The following is a 15376-nucleotide window of genomic DNA, read 5'->3' as shown; positions in this document are numbered from 1 at the left end:
TCCCCCGGGGGTGGATCCCCCGCGGGAGGCGGGCATCGGGCCCCGGGGGTGGATCCCCCACGGGCGGGCATCGGGCGTCAGCCGACCTCGGTCACCGTGCCCGCGCCGACGGTGCGGCCGCCCTCGCGGATCGCGAAGCCCAGGCCGGTCTCCAAAGGCATGTCACGGCCGAGTTCGACCGTCATGGTGACGGTGTCGCCCGGCCGGGCCACGGCGGCGTCGCCGAGGTCGACGTCGCCGACCACGTCCGCGGTGCGGAGGTAGAACTGTGGCCGGTAGCCGGTCGCGATCGGCGTCGACCTTCCGCCCTCCTTGGTCGACAGGACGTACACCTGAGCGGTGAAGCGGCGACGTGGACTGACGCTCCCCGGCTCCGCGACGACATGCCCGCGGCGCACGGCGTCGCGTGGCACACCGCGCAGGAGCAGCGCCACGTTGTCGCCCGCCTGCGCGGACTCCATGGGCTTGCCGAAGGTCTCGAGCCCGGTGACGACGGTCTCCGTCTCCGCGCCGAGCACCTCCACCCGGTCGCCGACCCGCACCGTGCCGCGCTCGACGGCTCCGGTGACGACGGTCCCGCGCCCGGTGATGGTGAGCACGTTCTCCACCGACAGGAGAAAGGGCGCGTCGACATACCGCTCGGGCATGGGCACATAGGTGTCCACCGCGTCGAGCAGCGCCTCGATGGCGGCGGCCCACCGCGGGTCGCCCTCCAGCGCCTTGAGACCCGAGACCCGTACGACGGGGACGGAGTCGCCCCCGTACCCGTGCGCGGAGAGCAGTTCGCGCACTTCGAGCTCGACGAGGTCGGTGAGCTCATCGTCACCCGCGTCGGCCTTGTTGAGGGCCACCACGATGTGGTCGACGCCGACCTGCCGGGCGAGCAGAACGTGCTCGGCGGTCTGCGGCATGATCCCGTCGAGCGCGGAGACGACGAGGATCGCCCCGTCCAGCTGCGCGGCGCCGGTCACCATGTTCTTGACGTAGTCGGCGTGGCCCGGCATGTCCACGTGCGCGTAGTGCCGGGTGTCGGTCTCGTACTCGACGTGCGAGATGTTGATGGTGATGCCGCGCTGCGCCTCCTCGGGGGCGCGGTCGATACGGTCGAAGGGCACGAAAGTGCCGGTTCCTCGCTCGCTGAGGACCTTGGTGATGGCGGCGGTCAGGGTGGTCTTGCCGTGGTCGACGTGGCCCATCGTGCCGATGTTGAGGTGCGGCTTCGTGCGGATGTATGCCGTCTTGGACATGGCGGTTCCTTCTGGGGAACTCGAAGCTGAAGTCCTGGGCGCACGTCGTCGCGTGCGTGCTCGGGACGGGGACCCCGGGGCCGAACCGACCCTCCCCCTATGGGGTCCGCCGGAGTGTCCGGGGAGGGTCAGCGTCGGGCGCCGTCGACGGGAAGTGCGGCGCGGAAGAGGACGGCAGCCTTCGCAGCGCCCGCGACCGCGGGCGGAGTTGCGTGAAAGGCGTACCGGAACATGTGGCAGATCTTCGCCGACGGGCGGGGGTACGTCGAATGGTTTTCGCCGGGTGGTCCGTGAAGTCCGGTTCGGTGTGAGGGCGGGTTCCGTGTGGCGTCCGGCGCGGCGTGAGGGCGGGTTCCGCGTGGCGTCCGGTGCGGTGTGAGGACCAGTGCGCGGACCGGTGCGGCCTGCGGACCGGTGCGCTCAGAGGTTCTTCGTCGCCTCGCGCGCCGAGAGCGGTGCGAGCCGCCCGCGCTCCCGCTCGACGAAGTCGCGTACCGCCTCCGGATCGGTCTTGGCGTACTCCCGCAGACACCAGCCGATGGCCTTGCGGATGAAGAAGTCGGGGTGCCCCGACTGGCGCAGGCAGTAGGTGAAGAGGCGTTCGGTGTCGGTGGCGTCCTTGTACCGGAGCTGGTGGAGGAGGGCGGTGCGGGCCACCCACAGGTCCTCGTCCGCGATCCAGGCGTCCATCTCGGACGCGAGCTTCGGGTCGGCGGCGACCAGGCCGCCCGCGACGTGCGCGGCGAGCGCGTCGACCGTGTCCCACCAGGGGACCGTCGTCACGAGGTGGCGGACCACCGGCAGGAAGCCGGAGGAGCAGCGCTTCACGTGACGGCGCAGGTAGTCGACGGCGAAGTAGGCGTACTCGCGCTCCGGCAGCTCCCAGCAGCGCAGCGCGATCGCCGCGCAGTCCGTCTCGTCGGGTCGCGGGAGCCCGGCGAGGACCGTGCGGGACAGTTCGCGGCGCAGCGGCGTGGGCACGCCGAGGAAGGGAGCGACGTTCTTCATGTACGCCCGCGCCCCCACGGCCCGCTCCGGATCGGCCGCCGTGGGGTACGTCGTGGTGAGCCGTTCCATGACGGTGTCCGCCAAGTCGCTGCGCGGGACTGTGACGTTCATGAGACGCACCATACGGCGATCACACACATGTGTCGGTTAGTCTCCCCGGATGCTCGACACCGCTGCCGCCCGCCCGCAGGGCCTCGCCGTGCGCTGCTCCAGGGTTCTGCTCTCACCCTGGTCGCGGCTGTCTCTGCTGGTCCTGCTGCTCGCGGCCGCGGGCACATGCGTGCTGCTCTTCGAGCCGCAGCGGCTCCTTTCGGGCGGGGGACTTCGCCAGCTCGGCGGCGCCGCCGCGGTGGCGGTGTTCGCCGCCGCGTACGGCCTGTGCACCGCGGCGTTCGTACCGCGTCCGCTGCTCAATCTGGCGGCGGGCGCCCTGTTCGGATCGCAGGCGGGGACGGTCTCGGCGCTCGCGGGCACGGTCCTCGGCGCCGGGATCGCCTTCGGGCTCGGCCGGATGCTGGGGCAGGACGCGTTGCGCCCGCTGCTCCGCGGGCGCTGGCTGAAGGCGGCCGACGGGCAGCTGAGCAAGCACGGCTTCCGGTCGATGCTGGCGGCGCGGCTGTTTCCCGGGGTGCCGTTCGCGGCCGCCAACTACTGCGCGGCGGTCTCCCGCATGGGATGGCTGCCGTTCCTGCTCGCCACCGGCCTGGGTTCGATCCCGAACACCGCCGCGTACGTCATCGCGGGCGCCCGCGCCTCGACGCCGACGTCTCCCGCTTTCCTCGTCGCGATGGGCTTCATCGCGGTGACGGGTCTGGCGGGGGCGGTGGTGGCGTGGTGCAAGCGCCACCACCTGCGCGGTCACTGAACACCAGCGGCTTCCGCCGCCTCCGGAGGAGACCGGCACAAGGAGTGCCGCCGCTCGCGGACAGCGGCCCTGCGACGGTCTCGTAACCAAGTGGCGCTACGCTGCCCCTCGGCAGGGGAGTGATCACCCCTCGCGCTCACCTTCCCCATCCCCATCACATGACCGCACCCGCAGCCCATGATCCGTACTTGGACGGCGCAGTTTCCATGTCTTGGCTTGAATCCTTCATCCTCGGGCTCGTCCAGGGACTGACCGAGTTCCTCCCGATCTCCTCCAGCGCACATCTACGGCTGACCGCGGCGTTCGCGGGCTGGCACGATCCGGGGGCCGCGTTCACCGCGATCACCCAGATCGGTACCGAGGCCGCCGTGCTGATCTACTTCCGGAAGGACATCGCGAGGATCATCTCCGCGTGGTTCGGCTCGCTCTTCGGCAAGGTCCCGCGCTCGGACCACGACGCGCAGATGGGCTGGCTCGTCATCGTCGGGTCGATCCCGATCGGCGTGCTCGGCGTCACGTTCAAGGACCAGATCGAGGGGCCGTTCCGCGATCTGCGGCTCATCGCCACGACGCTGATCGTCATGGGCGTCGTCCTCGGCATCGCCGACCGCCTCGCGGCCCGCGACGAGACGGGCGGCAAGCACCGCGCCATCAAGGAGCGCAAGAGCCTGAAGGAACTGGGCGTCCGCGACGGTCTGATCTTCGGCGTCTGCCAGGCGATGGCCCTGATCCCCGGCGTCTCCCGCTCCGGCGCCACCATCAGCGGCGGCCTGCTCATGGGCTACACCCGCGAGGCCGCGGCCCGCTACTCGTTCCTGCTCGCCATCCCGGCGGTACTCGCCTCCGGCGCCTTTGAGCTCAAGGACGCGGGCGAGGGCGGGCATGTGTCCTGGGGCCCGACGATCTTCGCGACGATCATCGCCTTCCTCGTCGGATACGCGGTCATCGCGTGGTTCATGAAGTGGATCACGACGAAGTCCTTCATGCCGTTCGTGTACTACCGGATCCTGCTCGGAATCGTGCTGTTCGTGCTGGTCAGCATGGGTGTACTCAGCCCTCATGCGGGCGAATCGGCGGGGTGAAGCGGGAGTCGGCGCCTACGGTTTCCCCTAGCTGAACCCAGATGAAACCAGAGGACAACGGCAGCTAATCGAGGGCTCTCGACCTGATGCCCACCGATACGAGCGGGCCACCAGCGTGCCGACTCTCGCAGACCTACTCCTCATCGCCGACGCCCTCGACGTCCCGCTCCCCGACCTCGTCTAACGCTAGGGGGCTGCCAGCGCCACAGCACCGGCAGCCCTCTAGCGCCAGCGGCTACGTGCATCGCCCCGGCTGACGCCAGTAACCCTCACGCTCGAACCGCGCGTTCGCCCTCCGGACGATCATCCGCGTCTCCTCATGCGTGCGGCCGAGCGGCGAACAGACTGGGCAGATCCTGGCCCCGCTCCAGTCCCGCTCGGTCTCCAGCGGTGGGCCCTCGTGCACCTCGCAGATCGGCCCACCCGTCAGGGAGCGTGAGTTGTCCGACGGAGCGCGGTAGACCGGTGCGGCCTCGTCAGCCTGCTGCGACGGTGGCTGCCCGGAGCTCGTCCTCGCTTGCACGGAACTCGTTGAACTCACCCGTGATCACCCCATCGAAAAACTTGCTGATCTCGACTCGGCTCATGAGCAGGACCGCTGACTTCGGATCCTTGTCGTCGCTGATGGCGATCAGCCGCGTGCCATCCGGGATACCGGCGTGCGGATGACCCGTCGCGATGCCGGCGTCCGCGAGGATGACGCAGTCCTTCAGGATCGGGTCGAGGTCGGTCCGGCCGGCCTTGCGCCAGTCCAGACCAGGCGCGGTGTCGTGTTGGTAGGGGATGGTGGTCGTGCCGTTCGTGAGCGTGCCCATCGAGGACCTCCTGTGTGTGGATATATCGGGCGCCCCTCTCCCCGAGTGGATGAGCGCGACGCAGAGCGCGTCGGGAGGAGGGGTCCTACACCCGGCCGCGGCGTGTCCGACGTGGCCACGGCCGGGGGTCTACATCGGCATACGCCAAGCGCAGGCCGACGACGGCGACCTCGCGTATGTGCCGCTCACCGCCGAACCTCGTTCAAGGCATGCCGCAGCGCGTAGCCGTCGGCGCACAGGGCGGGGTTGTCGGCGCACTGCATGCACTGCTGCGTGTGGTCCAGAACCGCCCTGTATGCGGGCCGGACGACACAGAGACGGCAGGAGCGAGGGAACCAGGTGAAGTCGACGTCAGTCCGCGAGCCAAGTTCGACGGCCGTCTCTGTGGAGAGGGCGACCGCGCAGAACACGCAGACGCGGCCGCAAGTCTGCGCCACCGAGAGACTTTTGACGGGTGGCAGCGCGGCTACAGAGATCGCTCTGAAGTGGGTCATCCGAAGGCCTCCGCAGGCAGTCGAGGGCCACCGCCAAGGCCGAGTGCGGCAGCTAGATACACGGGGTCCGTGACGCGCCCAGACCCGTCGGGGAGGACGAGCCAGAAACGGCCGGCGGCCGGGCGGCGCGCGGGCGGGCAATGTAGCGGCCAGCCGCGAGGCTGCACCGTGACGTGCCGGACGTCCGCGAGATCCTCGGCGGCATCGATCGGGACGAGCCACCAGGCGGCATCAAGGCCTGGGTCCAGGAGAAGCGGGCCGCGCGTATGTGGAGGAATCCGCTTCATGGCCTGAAGGGCGGTGACGAGTTGTGCTTCCGCGGCGAGCCAGCGGGTGCAGTGAATCGGCGCGAGCCCGTCCATATCCCAGACTTGGTGGGCGACGGCGGGGCGTCGGGCGCAGTCCGCGAGCCAAGTGTCCCCGGCGTCACGAGCAGGCGTGGTGCGCGTCTTTGCGGCCATGAGCAGGACGTTAGGGAGGGGAGCGCCGCAATTGTTGATCGATTGCGCCCGATTGCACCTAACGGGCCGTCAGTTGTTCGGGTTGTTCAGGAGAGCTCCAGCGAGGCGCGCGCTCGCCCAATCAGGCGCCGTGCCGTAGGCCCGCGCTCCGCGGACTCGGCAAGCCACTCCCACGCCCGCTCGTACAGACGGACATCGTCCTCTGCGTTGAGCCACAGCTCCTCGGTGATCGTCTCGACGATGACCTGACGACGGTCGTAGATCCAGAACGCATGCGGCGCCGTGCGCCTCAACTGCGATCCGAACGGGAGGATCCCGAGGTCCACGCGCGGCATACCCACCACCCCGTACAAGCGGTCGAGCTGCTCGGCCATCACCGACTTGGGGCATGACCGGTGGTAGAGCGCGGCCTCACAGACGAGGAACCGAAACTCCTTGCCCGGCTGATACAGCATCTCTTGGCGCCGCATCCGGTTCTCCACGGCCTGCTCCGTCGTGGAGGGGATCTCCCGGAACTCGGCGTTGGAATCGAAGATCACGGCGGCGTAGTCGCGCGTCTGGAACAACCCCGGGATCCGCGAGACCTCCAGCGCGCGAACCAGGGTCGTCGCCGCGGTCTCCCGGATCGCGAGCTTCTGCCGCTCCGAGTGGCCGCCTGCGAGCTGCCTGCGCCACGACCGGTGCTTCATCTCTACGCCCGCGCGCAGACCCTGCAACTCCGGCTCAACATCCGGCCGGCCGACAGCAGCGGCCCACGCCGCGACGTCGTGGGCGCTCGCAGTCTGCTTTCCGTTCTGGATGCGGCTCACCTTGGAGGGCTGCCAACCCAGCTTGGCCGCGAGGTCCTTGCCCTCCAGACTCGACTCTGCGCGCAGCTCACTGAGCCGCGCGCCGAGGATCTGCCGGGTCTCCTGGAAGTCACTCACATATTGGAACGTACCCGCTGCTGAAACTCGCTGGTGGACACCGCGTGATGCCATGCGGCGTCGCGGGTCTGGCACGCCGCGAGGACATCGGCAGGGTCCTCGGTGACGTACACGCCGAGGGTGACGTCCTCCTCATCGAATGCAAAGCGAACCAGGGTCTTGGAGTCGAACAGCCAGAAGTCGGAGTCGGGCAGGCGAAGCGCCTGAGCCTCCGAGCGGGTGAGGTTACGGATGTCCTCCCCCGCGCCGACGTTGCCCAGACCGCTCGCGAGAAGGAACTCCTGTCCCTGCGTGGCCGGTTCGTCGACGAGGCGGACCCGCTCGAACCGCTTGCCCTCCGCCACCCGCGCGCGGACGTTCTCGCGCCACGCGTTGTCGGGTCCCGCCCCGATGTCCTCGCCGGCGAGCCATCGCCCCCACTTGGGGCTGTTGCGGTCGGAGGCATAACCGCGGCGGGTCTCCAACCGCCAGGCTGTGTGCCGGAGCTCCTGGAATAGGTGGGTGACCTCCGAGAAGGGGACGAGGTTCGGGGCTGCGGTGCGTGGGGCGTACCGAGTGAGCAGCGAGCGAGGAACCCGGACGAACGACTCCGACGGCTTCACGTCGCGCAGCTGCACGAGGTGCTCGGGGTCGGTCTCGATGTCGCCCTGGACGAGGACCTCGTCCGTCTCCGGGATGTCGTACAGGGTGGGGCAGTCACCGTCATCACTGGTCGTGCCGATGAACCGCAGCGTCATGTGGGCCTCCGTCAGGGGATGTTGGAGGACCAGCATGCGCCCGCATGTCCGGTGAGCGCAGAGAGATTGCGGGAGATTGCAGACGCCTCGGATCCGAGCTGGATTGCGAGCAATCGGGCATGTCGAAAGGCCGCCCTCCCGCCCGGGGCTTCCGTTCTAGTCGTCGTTGCAACACCCCAGCTCAGGGGATGCATTGGACTTCGAAGTTCGGCCCGTCAAGCAGCACTCCCGGGGCAAGTTGAGGCGGTAGCGGGAGGAATACTTCCGGCTCATGCAGCTGGGCTACGGCAACAAAGAGGCGAGCAGGCTCGTCGGCATCAGCCCTCGGACCGGTCGTGAGTGGCGTGACGGCCAGCCCGAGGGCCGCAGAAAGCGCCCGAGATCACCCGCGCACATCGCGCAGGTGGTCTCGGGCGCTTCCTCGCGTTTCCTGTCAAAGGCCGGTCGGATCCACATAGCTGACCGTGTGCGCGAGAGGGCAACCGTCCGCGTCATCGCCGCCGAGCTGGGCCGCACGCAGGCCCTTCCCGGCTAGAGGACGGAACATCGCTGCCCCCCCCCTAGCCGCCGATCATTCCCCTCAGCCACTGGTCGACCGCAGCCGGACCCTCGGCGTCCTCGCGCTCCGGAGGAACGAGCTTCAGGCTCTTCTCGATGGCGATTCCGGCGGACGCCATGAGGTTCTTCTTCGCGTCCGCGGGCGGCTCGTCCACGTCGTGGTCGGCGTACGTGTTGTCTTTGCCGCCGATGTTGAACACCTTCGCGGGCCGCCACAGTTGGTTGCTCCGGGAGCCGTTCGGCGTCGTCCTGGAGGGCTTCGGCGAGCATGGCGCGGCGGTCGGCGAGTTGTGCGACGCGGTGACGGGTGGCGTCCTCGGTCATCGTGACGTCGAATTCGAGGCCTTCCTCGGCGCAGATCGGGGACACGGTTCGCGATGACCGGCGAGTTGCGCGAGCGATCTCGTTGCGGCCGTAGTCTGGCGCGTGAAGTCGGATGATCTCTGCGCGCTCCTCGTCGGTGACGAGCCCGCCCTTACTGACCTTGGGTCGCGTCACGTGGTCACCTCCTGCGGGCGTGCGAAGGCCCGGCCTCTCACGGGAGAGACCGGGCCTTCTTAGACCGTGTCCTACATGGTTAGTTTGACGAGTCGTTTGTAGCAGCAGAGTGCGGCGGCGAGGCCGAGGAAGGCCAGGTAGTTGCCTGGTGCCCGCTCGTAGCGGTGGTTGAGTCGGCGGTATCCGGTCAGCCAGGACATCGTCCGTTCGATCACCCATCTGCGGCGGCCGAGCCGCTCGCTGGAGTCGATGCCTTTGCGGGCGATGCGGACTCCGATGTGCCTGCCCCAGAGCCATCGCCGCAGGTGAGGTATGTCGTACGCCTTGTCGGCGTGAAGGCGGCGGGGCTTCGATTCGCTCGCGTGGGATTCGTGTCCCATGTGGAAATGGGACAGCATCGGCTTCAGTGCCTGGCTGTCGTGGGTGTTGGCCGCGGAGAGCCCGACGCGTAGAGGCAGTCCGTCCGCGTCGGACAGGACGTGCATCTTGGAACCCGGCTTACCCCGGTCCACGGGGCTCGGACCTGTAAGTTCGCCCCTTTTTTAGCGCGGACATGCGCGGAGTCCAGGACCGCCCGGGACAGGTCGATCAAGTTCTGTTCGTCCAGGAGCTGGAGGATCTTCTGATGCAGCCGGCCCCACACGCCGGCTCTCGACCAGATGACGAACCGGCGGTGCACGGTCGACTTCGACGCTCCGAAGCACGGCGGTAAGACCCGCCAGGCACACCCGCTGACCAGCACGTAGATGATCGCCGCGAAGACTGCCTCGTCATCGATGTTCGCGACCCCACCGCCCTGCGGACGGACTCGGGCCAGCGGCAGCAACGGCCGCGCTGTCTCCCACAGTCCGTCCGGAACGATCCATCCCCACCGTCCACTTCCCATGACCAGCCCAACCGCCAACTCGGCATGCAGGGAACGGCCTTACTGTTCGGTCTCGATCGCGTTCTGGATCAGGTATCTCGCCAGCGCCTTGCCGTGGCCGAGCGGCTCTGGTGTCCGTCCTCGTTGGAGGTTGGCCATGGCTCCGTCGTACACGAGCAGCACGTTGCCTGCCAGGGCAGCGGGGTTCTCGGGGGTGACAGTTTCCGCCAGCCGGTTCAGCCGTGTGAAAAGGAGCGTGGACTCCGCCTCGATCACGGCGTGGGCGGGGTGGTCGAGGTCAGGCAGCTCAATGCTGGTCGCGAGGAAGGCGCACCCGCGGCCCGGGGTGTACCGGTCCCGGTAGGCGGAGACAGCGTCGAACAGGGCCAGAAGCTTGTCGGCGGGTGCGGCCGCGGCGTCTACCGCTTCCTTCCATACCTGTTCCCAGCGGTCCAGACGCCGTTGCAGCGCGGATGCGATCAGGCCGTCCTTTCCCTCGAAGTGCGCGTAGAGCGTGGCGGGGGCGACGTGGGCGTGGTGCAGCACCTGATCGACGCTGGTGCGGGCGATGCCGTCCCGGGAGAAGAGCTCGTCGGCTGCGTCCAGCAATCGGTCCCTGGCGGACGGTCTGGCCGTGGCCTCAGCGGTGTCCTGGTCCATGCGCCCCAGCATAACGAGCGTTACACTGAAACGGTCGTTTCAGTGAGGCAAGGGAAGATTGAGCGCCTCCTGCCTTCAACCGGAGGTGCACACGTGAGCGAACCGATCACCACGGGGCCTGCCCGTACCCAAGCATTCATCGGGGCGGGCCTGGTCCTCGCCAGTTGCCTGAGTGTGCAAGCCTCAGCAGCACTCGCCTCGACACTTTTCGATCGGCTGGGTGCTCCCGCCGTCGCCGGGCTGCGGCAGCTCTGCGCTGCCCTCGTCCTGATGGTGCTGGTGCGTCCGAGGGTCCGTGGCCACACGCGGCAGGACTGGGCCGGCATGGTCATCTACGGCGCGGCGATGGCCGTCATGAACGTGGCCTACTACTGCACGGTGGGCCGACTCCCACTCGGCGTGGCGGCGACGCTGCTGTTCCTCGGTCCGTTCGTCGTGGCGGTCGCCTCGGCGCGCGCTTGGCGCGAAGCGCTCCTCCCGGCAGTCGGCCTGGCAGGCGTAGTCCTGGTCACGGAGCCCGGCGGGACAGACGAGTGGGCAGGAATCGCCTTCGGACTGCTCTCCGCGCTGGCCCTTGCCTGCTACACCGTCTTCGCCCAGCGCGTGGGCAGGGCGTCCTCCGGATTGGAGGGACTGGCCGTGTCGGTCTGCATATCGGCGATCCTGCTCCTCCCCTTCTCCCTTCCCGCCTCCCCAAGCGCCAACGGATCCGACTGGGTCCTGGTCGTTGTCTCCGGCGTCGTCGGGGTGGCTCTCGCTTTCACCCTGGATTTCCAGGCCGTGAAGATGGCTGGCGCCAAAGTGGTCGCGACGTTGTTCTCCCTCGACCCGGTTATGGGCGCACTCATCGGCGCCCTCGCACTCGCCGAGAGTCTCTCCGCACCGGTGCTCATCGGCATGGGACTGATCGTGTCAGCCGGTGCCGTAGCGACCTGGCGTGCTGAAAGCCGCCCAGCTCCGCCGATGCCAACCAGCACCGACCGCCCGTAACTCGGAAACGAAAAGGGGCATCGGCCGCCCCCCCCAGCAGTCACTCCTTTTGCTGGTAGGGCCCACGAACTGCCATGTAGGACACGGTCTAAGTGCCCTATGGATACTTCAGCGGGCGTCATGCGAGGGGGCAGGACGCGCTCCGCTGCATCAACAGACGGCGCGCAGCGCTGAAGGCGCTTGAGGGTGAGCCAACCTGCCCACAACGAGCAGCGCACCGCATGTCGACGGCCCCGCCCGGAATCGCCAGGCGGGGCCTTTCGCGATCGGGTACGACGGAGTGGGGCGCTTCCATCTCGGTAAGTGGCGAAATCAAGGTCAAGTGGCTCGGAAAGATCGAGACCCCACTTCAAGGCTCAGTTCAGAGGAGTTGGACGTCCGAGCTGGGGGTCGAAACCTCCGGCAAGGTGAAGCCGCACAAGACGGTCCGTGGCGACTACGGCATCAAGAAGGAAAAGGTCTACGGCTACAGCGCCACCCGGTACACCAACTGCTCTCCGCCGGTAACAAGAAGTACATGGAATTCTGGGCGACGTACCGCGAGGGATGGACCATCAGCTAGGTTCCATCCCTGCCCGCCCGATGAGACAGCCGTCGGGCGGGCGCAACTCTTCAGGAGAAGCTCATGGGCCGAAGTGCGGCCGTGTCCGTCGTCTTGTTCCCCCTCCTGCTCGCCACTGCCTGCTCCACCGGCGGTGACTCCCAGGCTGACGACACCCCTTCCAAAGCGAGCGGCTCGCCCTCTGCCTCGTCTGCTCCGAGCTCCAACGGGCGGAGCGTGGAGAAGAGCATGCGGCTACCTGCCCATGCCGGGTACCTGGTGAAGGTGCGCAGCGGACAGGGAGCAGAGGATGTTCCTGACTTCACACCGGGCGAGGACGTGTACACCGTGCACGTCAAGTGCTCCGGCGCCAGGACAGTGACGGTAGTTGAAAGGGAGAATCCAAAGGACGACCCCACCACCGTCAAGTGCAGCAGCCCCGTGACCATCGGGCGGGTCTACGGCGACCCGGTGAAGCAGAAGCTGGCCATCCAGGCAGCTGACGGCGCTCGTTGGACGCTCGCGGTCGTCGATGGAGAGCGCCCCTTCTGAGCGCCCGCACGTTAGCTGGTGGGGGAATGGTCTACCCACCAGGGGTGGTGCGGTACGCCGCTGTCGTCAGCTCGGCGACCAGCTGCGGCAGGGTCCGCGCCGCCTTGTTCAGCTTCGTCGCGCGGACCTGCTCGCACAGGGCGGCCGCCGCCTCGACAAGCCGGGGCGTCTCCCGCGCGGCGACGTCGGGATCGGCTCCGAGGTCGTACAGGTCGAGCGACTCGCGGATGGGGCGGATCAGCTCGGCGAGACGATCCTGTTGCAGTTCGGTCATGTACGGCTGTCCTGTCAGGGCGGTGACGTCGATATGCAGCGCCCTCGCGACGGCCGACACGAGATCCGGACTCGCAGCCTTATGCCCGCCCTCGACCTGGTGCAGCATGCGCTGTACGAATACGGGATCTTCATGGATAGGCCGCTCTGTGTGAGACCAGCGATTTTCCGCTGGTGCGCGATCCGGGCCCCGGTGTGGTCGTCTCTGGGCATACTGGAACTCCGTTCCTGGCTCACCACTTGGAACGGTATCCGCGCTACCTGGCTCTGGCCTGGCTTCTGCCCCCGATCCACCTGGATCGGGGGCAGTTGCGTGGGGCCGGCCGTGCAGGGTGGGATGACGCCATGACCTCACGCACCCTGTACCTGTTCGGCTCGGCCGCACCGCCCGTCTTCCAGGTGGCCGACGTGATCGAGACGGCGCAGGCCGACGGGTGGGACGTCTGCCTCGGATTGACGCCTAGCGCCGCGCGATGGCTCGACGACAGCCTCGGCGAACTGGCCGAGCTCACCGGGCACCCGGTGCGCACCGAGTACATCGTGCTCGCAGCGGCGAAGGAGAAGGCCGACCGGTCCTGACGAAAGGCCCCCCGCCCGGGGCTTCCGTTCTAGTCGTCGTTGCAACACCCCAGCTCAGGGGATGCATTGGACTTCGAAGTTCGGCCCGTCAAGCAGCACTCCCGGGGCAAGTTGAGCCGGTAGCGGGAGGAATACTTCCGGCTCATGCAGCTGGGCTACGGCAACAAAGAGGCGAGCAGGCTCGTCGGTATCAGCCCTCGGCGCGGAGAGCGGCGAGCAACGCGGACGGGGCAGGCGTGAGGCCATGGGACCTCCAGACATGACGAAGCCCCGCACCTGATCGGGTGCGGGGCTAATGGGAGGCGAGTCAGCGGACGGGCGGTTGGTCCTCGGTCAAGATGTCGCCGCTGTGGGCCTGGCCCGATGAAGCGTCCGCAAGCTCCTGCATACCCACGGTGGCAGCGGAGGCGGCCCAGCCTGCCACGGCGTTCACGACGCCGTCGTCGCCGTCGTCGGCATGGGCAGGAGTGGCCAGCGCGACAGCACCGAGAGCGAGGACGGCAAGTGTGGTGATCTTCTTCATGACCTGTCAACGAAGATCACCCTGCGGCGTCACCGGCGGTGCCCAGGAATTCCCCTCGCAGGCTGGAGAGCCACGGATGTGCTCGTATTTCCGAAGGGACATTGAGGTCAGCGAGGCGCGGCTGCCGGATGCCGGAAGCCGGTAGCCGTCGTGTTCGGCGACATCGAGGCGTCCTCGATGCCCGTCCCGCCTGCGCCGCTCCAAGTGCCTCTCCGGTGCCTCTCCTGTGATCAGCGGTAGAGCGACCGCGGCTGTGGTTCAGGGGCGTTGCTGAGTGGCCTAGCTCGTTCCTGACGGAGCAAGGGCTCTTCTGCCTCCGACTGTCGCCGGAGGGGGAAAGGCCGAGGCCCCGGCGCGGTGGCAGGGGCGGGGCCTCGGGTGAGACGGTCGGGTCGGTTACACGTATTCGATGAGCCAGCTGGCCGGGTTGTCGTCCACCGAGTCACCGCCGGACTTCTTCCACCGCCCGATGGCGATCTTCTGCGATCCCGCTGGGAGCTTCTTGGCGAGACGGCCGCCGGCGTCCGTGATGTCCCAGGGCTGGACCCCGCTCCACTTGTTGCCGTCGTGAACACTCACCCCGAGCTTCACGTCGGCGAAAGCGCAGCCGAAGCTGAGGTACAAGTCGCCCCAGACGTCTTTCTGGTTCGCACCCGGGGCGGCCACGACGATCGAGTACTTGTAGTGGATCAGCCCACCGTTCTCGTCGAACGTGAAGCCATGGGGGATCTCACCGTGCTGGAAGTGGGGCATCCGCACTCCTTGTCCGTCCGGCGTCCAGCACCACCCGACGGGCGGCCCGAACACCGGAAGCTCGGCAGTGCGCCTGCGTACAGCGCTCCCCTGATAGTCGAGCCGCCAGGGCTCTACGGGGTCATTTCACCTACTCCAGCTGTAAAAATGACGAAGTTTCGCCCATGTGTGGAGCGGCTCCCAAGTGGCCCCTGGGGCTTGGTTCGATGAGGTGCACCTACACGTCAGGATTGCCGCACCCCGAGACTTAGACTCGAACACGTGAACGACCACGCTCCGCATACCCGCCTCGACCTGCCCCGCCTCCTGGAGCCCGCGCAGTAGCGCGCAGGAGCGGGACCTCGCGCCTACCCGCGAGTGGATCTCGGACGAGGAGCGGCGCGAGGCCCGACGGATCCGCGCTGAGCCAGTCCGGCCACCGGCCCCGGACTGGCTCATAGAGCACGGTCTCGACGACAGGACCGCGGTGTACGCCCACGAGTCGGCGGGCTGAGACCCGGCCGCCGCCTGCCCCCAGCCGTGCCGCAGCCAGGCCCCAGCCGTGCCGCAGCCAGACCCCGGCCGTACCCGCTGTGACCAAAGGCATGCCGAAAGGCCCTGTTCAGGGGGTTTCGCCCGCCTAGGCTGAAGAGATGTCGCCCCTCGCCCGCATCAGCGCCTCGTACGCGCCGCGCTTCGCCGAGTTCGCCTTCGAGCCCGGCTTCACGGCTGCCGTGGACCAGCACGTCGCGGAAGTGCGGGAGCGCCTGGAGATGCGCGGGGCCGGGCTCGTGCCGCCGGCGCCGGACCCGGAGCTCCTCTCCGACTACGCCCTGGGCTTCCTCGACGGTCTCTCCGAGAACGGGTGGCGGGAGCCGGTGGGCCATGACTACGCGGTGTGCCGCCTCACCGCCATCTCCTGGCTGGTGAAGCGGCACGACCTGGTGCCGGAGTCCGCCGGGTCCTGAGA

The 15376-nt window shown here is 68.2% G+C and carries 18 protein-coding genes and 2 pseudogenes; 8 read left to right on the top strand and 12 right to left on the bottom strand.

What is annotated here, in order from left to right; genetic code table 11:
- Positions 1 to 77: 77 nt before the first annotated feature.
- Both tuf and ACFVXC_RS15110 read right to left on the bottom strand, forming a co-directional pair.
- Positions 78 to 1247, bottom strand: a complete 1170-nt coding sequence (gene tuf / locus ACFVXC_RS15115; protein WP_389905425.1) for an elongation factor Tu — start codon at positions 1245 to 1247, stop codon at positions 78 to 80.
- A 420-nt stretch (positions 1248 to 1667) separates the two neighbouring features.
- Positions 1668 to 2366 carry a DNA alkylation repair protein gene (locus ACFVXC_RS15110; RefSeq protein WP_389905424.1) on the bottom strand — a complete coding sequence of 233 codons (699 nt, stop codon included), beginning with the start codon at positions 2364 to 2366 and terminating at the stop codon, positions 1668 to 1670.
- A 49-nt stretch (positions 2367 to 2415) separates the two neighbouring features.
- Here ACFVXC_RS15110 and ACFVXC_RS15105 point away from each other — a divergent pair, with 49 nt between their 5' ends.
- Both ACFVXC_RS15105 and ACFVXC_RS15100 read left to right on the top strand, forming a co-directional pair.
- A complete protein-coding gene (locus ACFVXC_RS15105; RefSeq protein WP_389905423.1) occupies positions 2416 to 3120 on the top strand; it encodes a TVP38/TMEM64 family protein in 705 nt (234 codons plus the stop codon).
- Between the two features lie 206 nt (positions 3121 to 3326).
- Positions 3327 to 4202, top strand: a complete 876-nt coding sequence (locus ACFVXC_RS15100; RefSeq protein WP_389905421.1) for an undecaprenyl-diphosphate phosphatase — start codon at positions 3327 to 3329, stop codon at positions 4200 to 4202.
- 476 nt (positions 4203 to 4678) lie between these two features.
- On the opposite strand, the gene ACFVXC_RS15095 is transcribed toward ACFVXC_RS15100, so the two are convergent.
- The 4 genes from ACFVXC_RS15095 to ACFVXC_RS15080 form a co-directional block, all read right to left on the bottom strand.
- Positions 4679 to 5017, bottom strand: coding sequence for a DUF397 domain-containing protein (locus ACFVXC_RS15095; RefSeq protein ID WP_389905419.1), 339 nt, complete (start codon positions 5015 to 5017; stop codon positions 4679 to 4681).
- Between the two features lie 185 nt (positions 5018 to 5202).
- Entirely contained in the window at positions 5203 to 5454 is a 252-nt protein-coding gene (locus ACFVXC_RS15090) for a hypothetical protein (RefSeq protein WP_389905418.1), read from the bottom strand.
- Between the two features lie 604 nt (positions 5455 to 6058).
- A complete protein-coding gene (locus tag ACFVXC_RS15085; protein WP_389905416.1) occupies positions 6059 to 6898 on the bottom strand; it encodes a helix-turn-helix domain-containing protein in 840 nt (279 codons plus the stop codon).
- Positions 6895 to 7635 (bottom strand): DUF6879 family protein, encoded by a 741-nt coding sequence (locus ACFVXC_RS15080; protein ID WP_389905414.1) that lies wholly within the window; start codon positions 7633 to 7635, stop codon positions 6895 to 6897. Before ACFVXC_RS15080 ends, ACFVXC_RS15085 begins: the two co-directional genes overlap by 4 nt.
- 271 nt (positions 7636 to 7906) lie before the next feature.
- On the opposite strand from ACFVXC_RS15080, the gene ACFVXC_RS15075 reads away from it, so the two are divergent.
- The gene (locus ACFVXC_RS15075) at positions 7907 to 8170 is read left to right on the top strand and encodes a hypothetical protein (RefSeq protein ID WP_389905412.1); all 264 of its coding nucleotides are present in this window, start codon (positions 7907 to 7909) and stop codon (positions 8168 to 8170) included.
- Positions 8171 to 8195: 25 nt separating this feature from the next.
- Here ACFVXC_RS15075 and ACFVXC_RS15070 read toward each other — a convergent pair whose 3' ends face one another.
- On the bottom strand, positions 8196 to 8393 hold the full coding sequence (locus tag ACFVXC_RS15070; RefSeq protein ID WP_389905410.1) for a hypothetical protein: 198 nt from the start codon (positions 8391 to 8393) through the stop codon (positions 8196 to 8198).
- Between ACFVXC_RS15070 and ACFVXC_RS15065 the strand changes: the two genes are divergently transcribed.
- On the top strand, positions 8383 to 8574 hold the full coding sequence (locus ACFVXC_RS15065; protein ID WP_389905409.1) for a hypothetical protein: 192 nt from the start codon (positions 8383 to 8385) through the stop codon (positions 8572 to 8574). The two genes, ACFVXC_RS15070 and ACFVXC_RS15065, sit on opposite strands and share 11 nt — an antisense overlap.
- Positions 8575 to 8762: 188 nt before the next feature.
- Here the strand turns inward: ACFVXC_RS15065 and ACFVXC_RS15060 are convergent.
- Both ACFVXC_RS15060 and ACFVXC_RS15055 read right to left on the bottom strand, forming a co-directional pair.
- A protein-coding gene (locus ACFVXC_RS15060; RefSeq protein ID WP_389905407.1) for an IS5 family transposase occupies positions 8763 to 9577 on the bottom strand; the annotation gives its coding sequence in 2 pieces (ribosomal slippage) (positions 8763 to 9229 and positions 9229 to 9577; 816 coding nt in all).
- Positions 9578 to 9616: 39 nt separating this feature from the next.
- Positions 9617 to 10216, bottom strand: coding sequence for a TetR/AcrR family transcriptional regulator (locus ACFVXC_RS15055; RefSeq protein WP_389905406.1), 600 nt, complete (start codon positions 10214 to 10216; stop codon positions 9617 to 9619).
- Between the two features lie 93 nt (positions 10217 to 10309).
- Between ACFVXC_RS15055 and ACFVXC_RS15050 the strand changes: the two genes are divergently transcribed.
- Positions 10310 to 11206: a DMT family transporter gene (locus tag ACFVXC_RS15050; RefSeq protein WP_389905405.1), complete on the top strand. Its 897-nt coding sequence runs from the start codon at positions 10310 to 10312 to the stop codon at positions 11204 to 11206.
- A 790-nt stretch (positions 11207 to 11996) separates the two neighbouring features.
- The gene (locus ACFVXC_RS15045; protein ID WP_389905403.1) at positions 11997 to 12299 is read left to right on the top strand and encodes a hypothetical protein; all 303 of its coding nucleotides are present in this window, start codon (positions 11997 to 11999) and stop codon (positions 12297 to 12299) included.
- 46 nt (positions 12300 to 12345) lie between these two features.
- On the opposite strand, the pseudogene ACFVXC_RS15040 reads toward ACFVXC_RS15045, so the two are convergent.
- Positions 12346 to 12785: pseudogene (locus tag ACFVXC_RS15040) on the bottom strand (helix-turn-helix domain-containing protein); the annotation flags it as partial.
- Positions 12786 to 12917: 132 nt separating this feature from the next.
- Between ACFVXC_RS15040 and ACFVXC_RS15035 the strand changes: the two are divergent.
- Positions 12918 to 13109: pseudogene (locus ACFVXC_RS15035) on the top strand (flavoprotein); the annotation flags it as partial.
- A gap of 349 nt (positions 13110 to 13458) precedes the next feature.
- On the opposite strand, the gene ACFVXC_RS15030 reads toward ACFVXC_RS15035, so the two are convergent.
- Both ACFVXC_RS15030 and ACFVXC_RS15025 read right to left on the bottom strand, forming a co-directional pair.
- Positions 13459 to 13674, bottom strand: a complete 216-nt coding sequence (locus ACFVXC_RS15030; RefSeq protein WP_389905402.1) for a hypothetical protein — start codon at positions 13672 to 13674, stop codon at positions 13459 to 13461.
- A 396-nt stretch (positions 13675 to 14070) separates the two neighbouring features.
- Positions 14071 to 14427 carry a hypothetical protein gene (locus ACFVXC_RS15025; protein ID WP_389905400.1) on the bottom strand — a complete coding sequence of 119 codons (357 nt, stop codon included), beginning with the start codon at positions 14425 to 14427 and terminating at the stop codon, positions 14071 to 14073.
- A 632-nt stretch (positions 14428 to 15059) separates the two neighbouring features.
- Here ACFVXC_RS15025 and ACFVXC_RS15020 point away from each other — a divergent pair.
- Positions 15060 to 15374 (top strand): DUF6401 family natural product biosynthesis protein, encoded by a 315-nt coding sequence (locus ACFVXC_RS15020; protein WP_389905398.1) that lies wholly within the window; start codon positions 15060 to 15062, stop codon positions 15372 to 15374.
- The last annotated feature ends 2 nt before the right edge of the window (positions 15375 to 15376 follow it).

The sequence above is a fragment of the Streptomyces sp. NPDC058257 genome (assembly GCF_042881845.1).
In the GTDB taxonomy this organism is placed as follows: Bacteria; Actinomycetota; Actinomycetes; order Streptomycetales; family Streptomycetaceae; genus Streptomyces.
The sequence above is the reverse complement of the archived record's forward strand: the minus strand, read 5'-3'. Positions and strand labels throughout refer to the sequence as shown.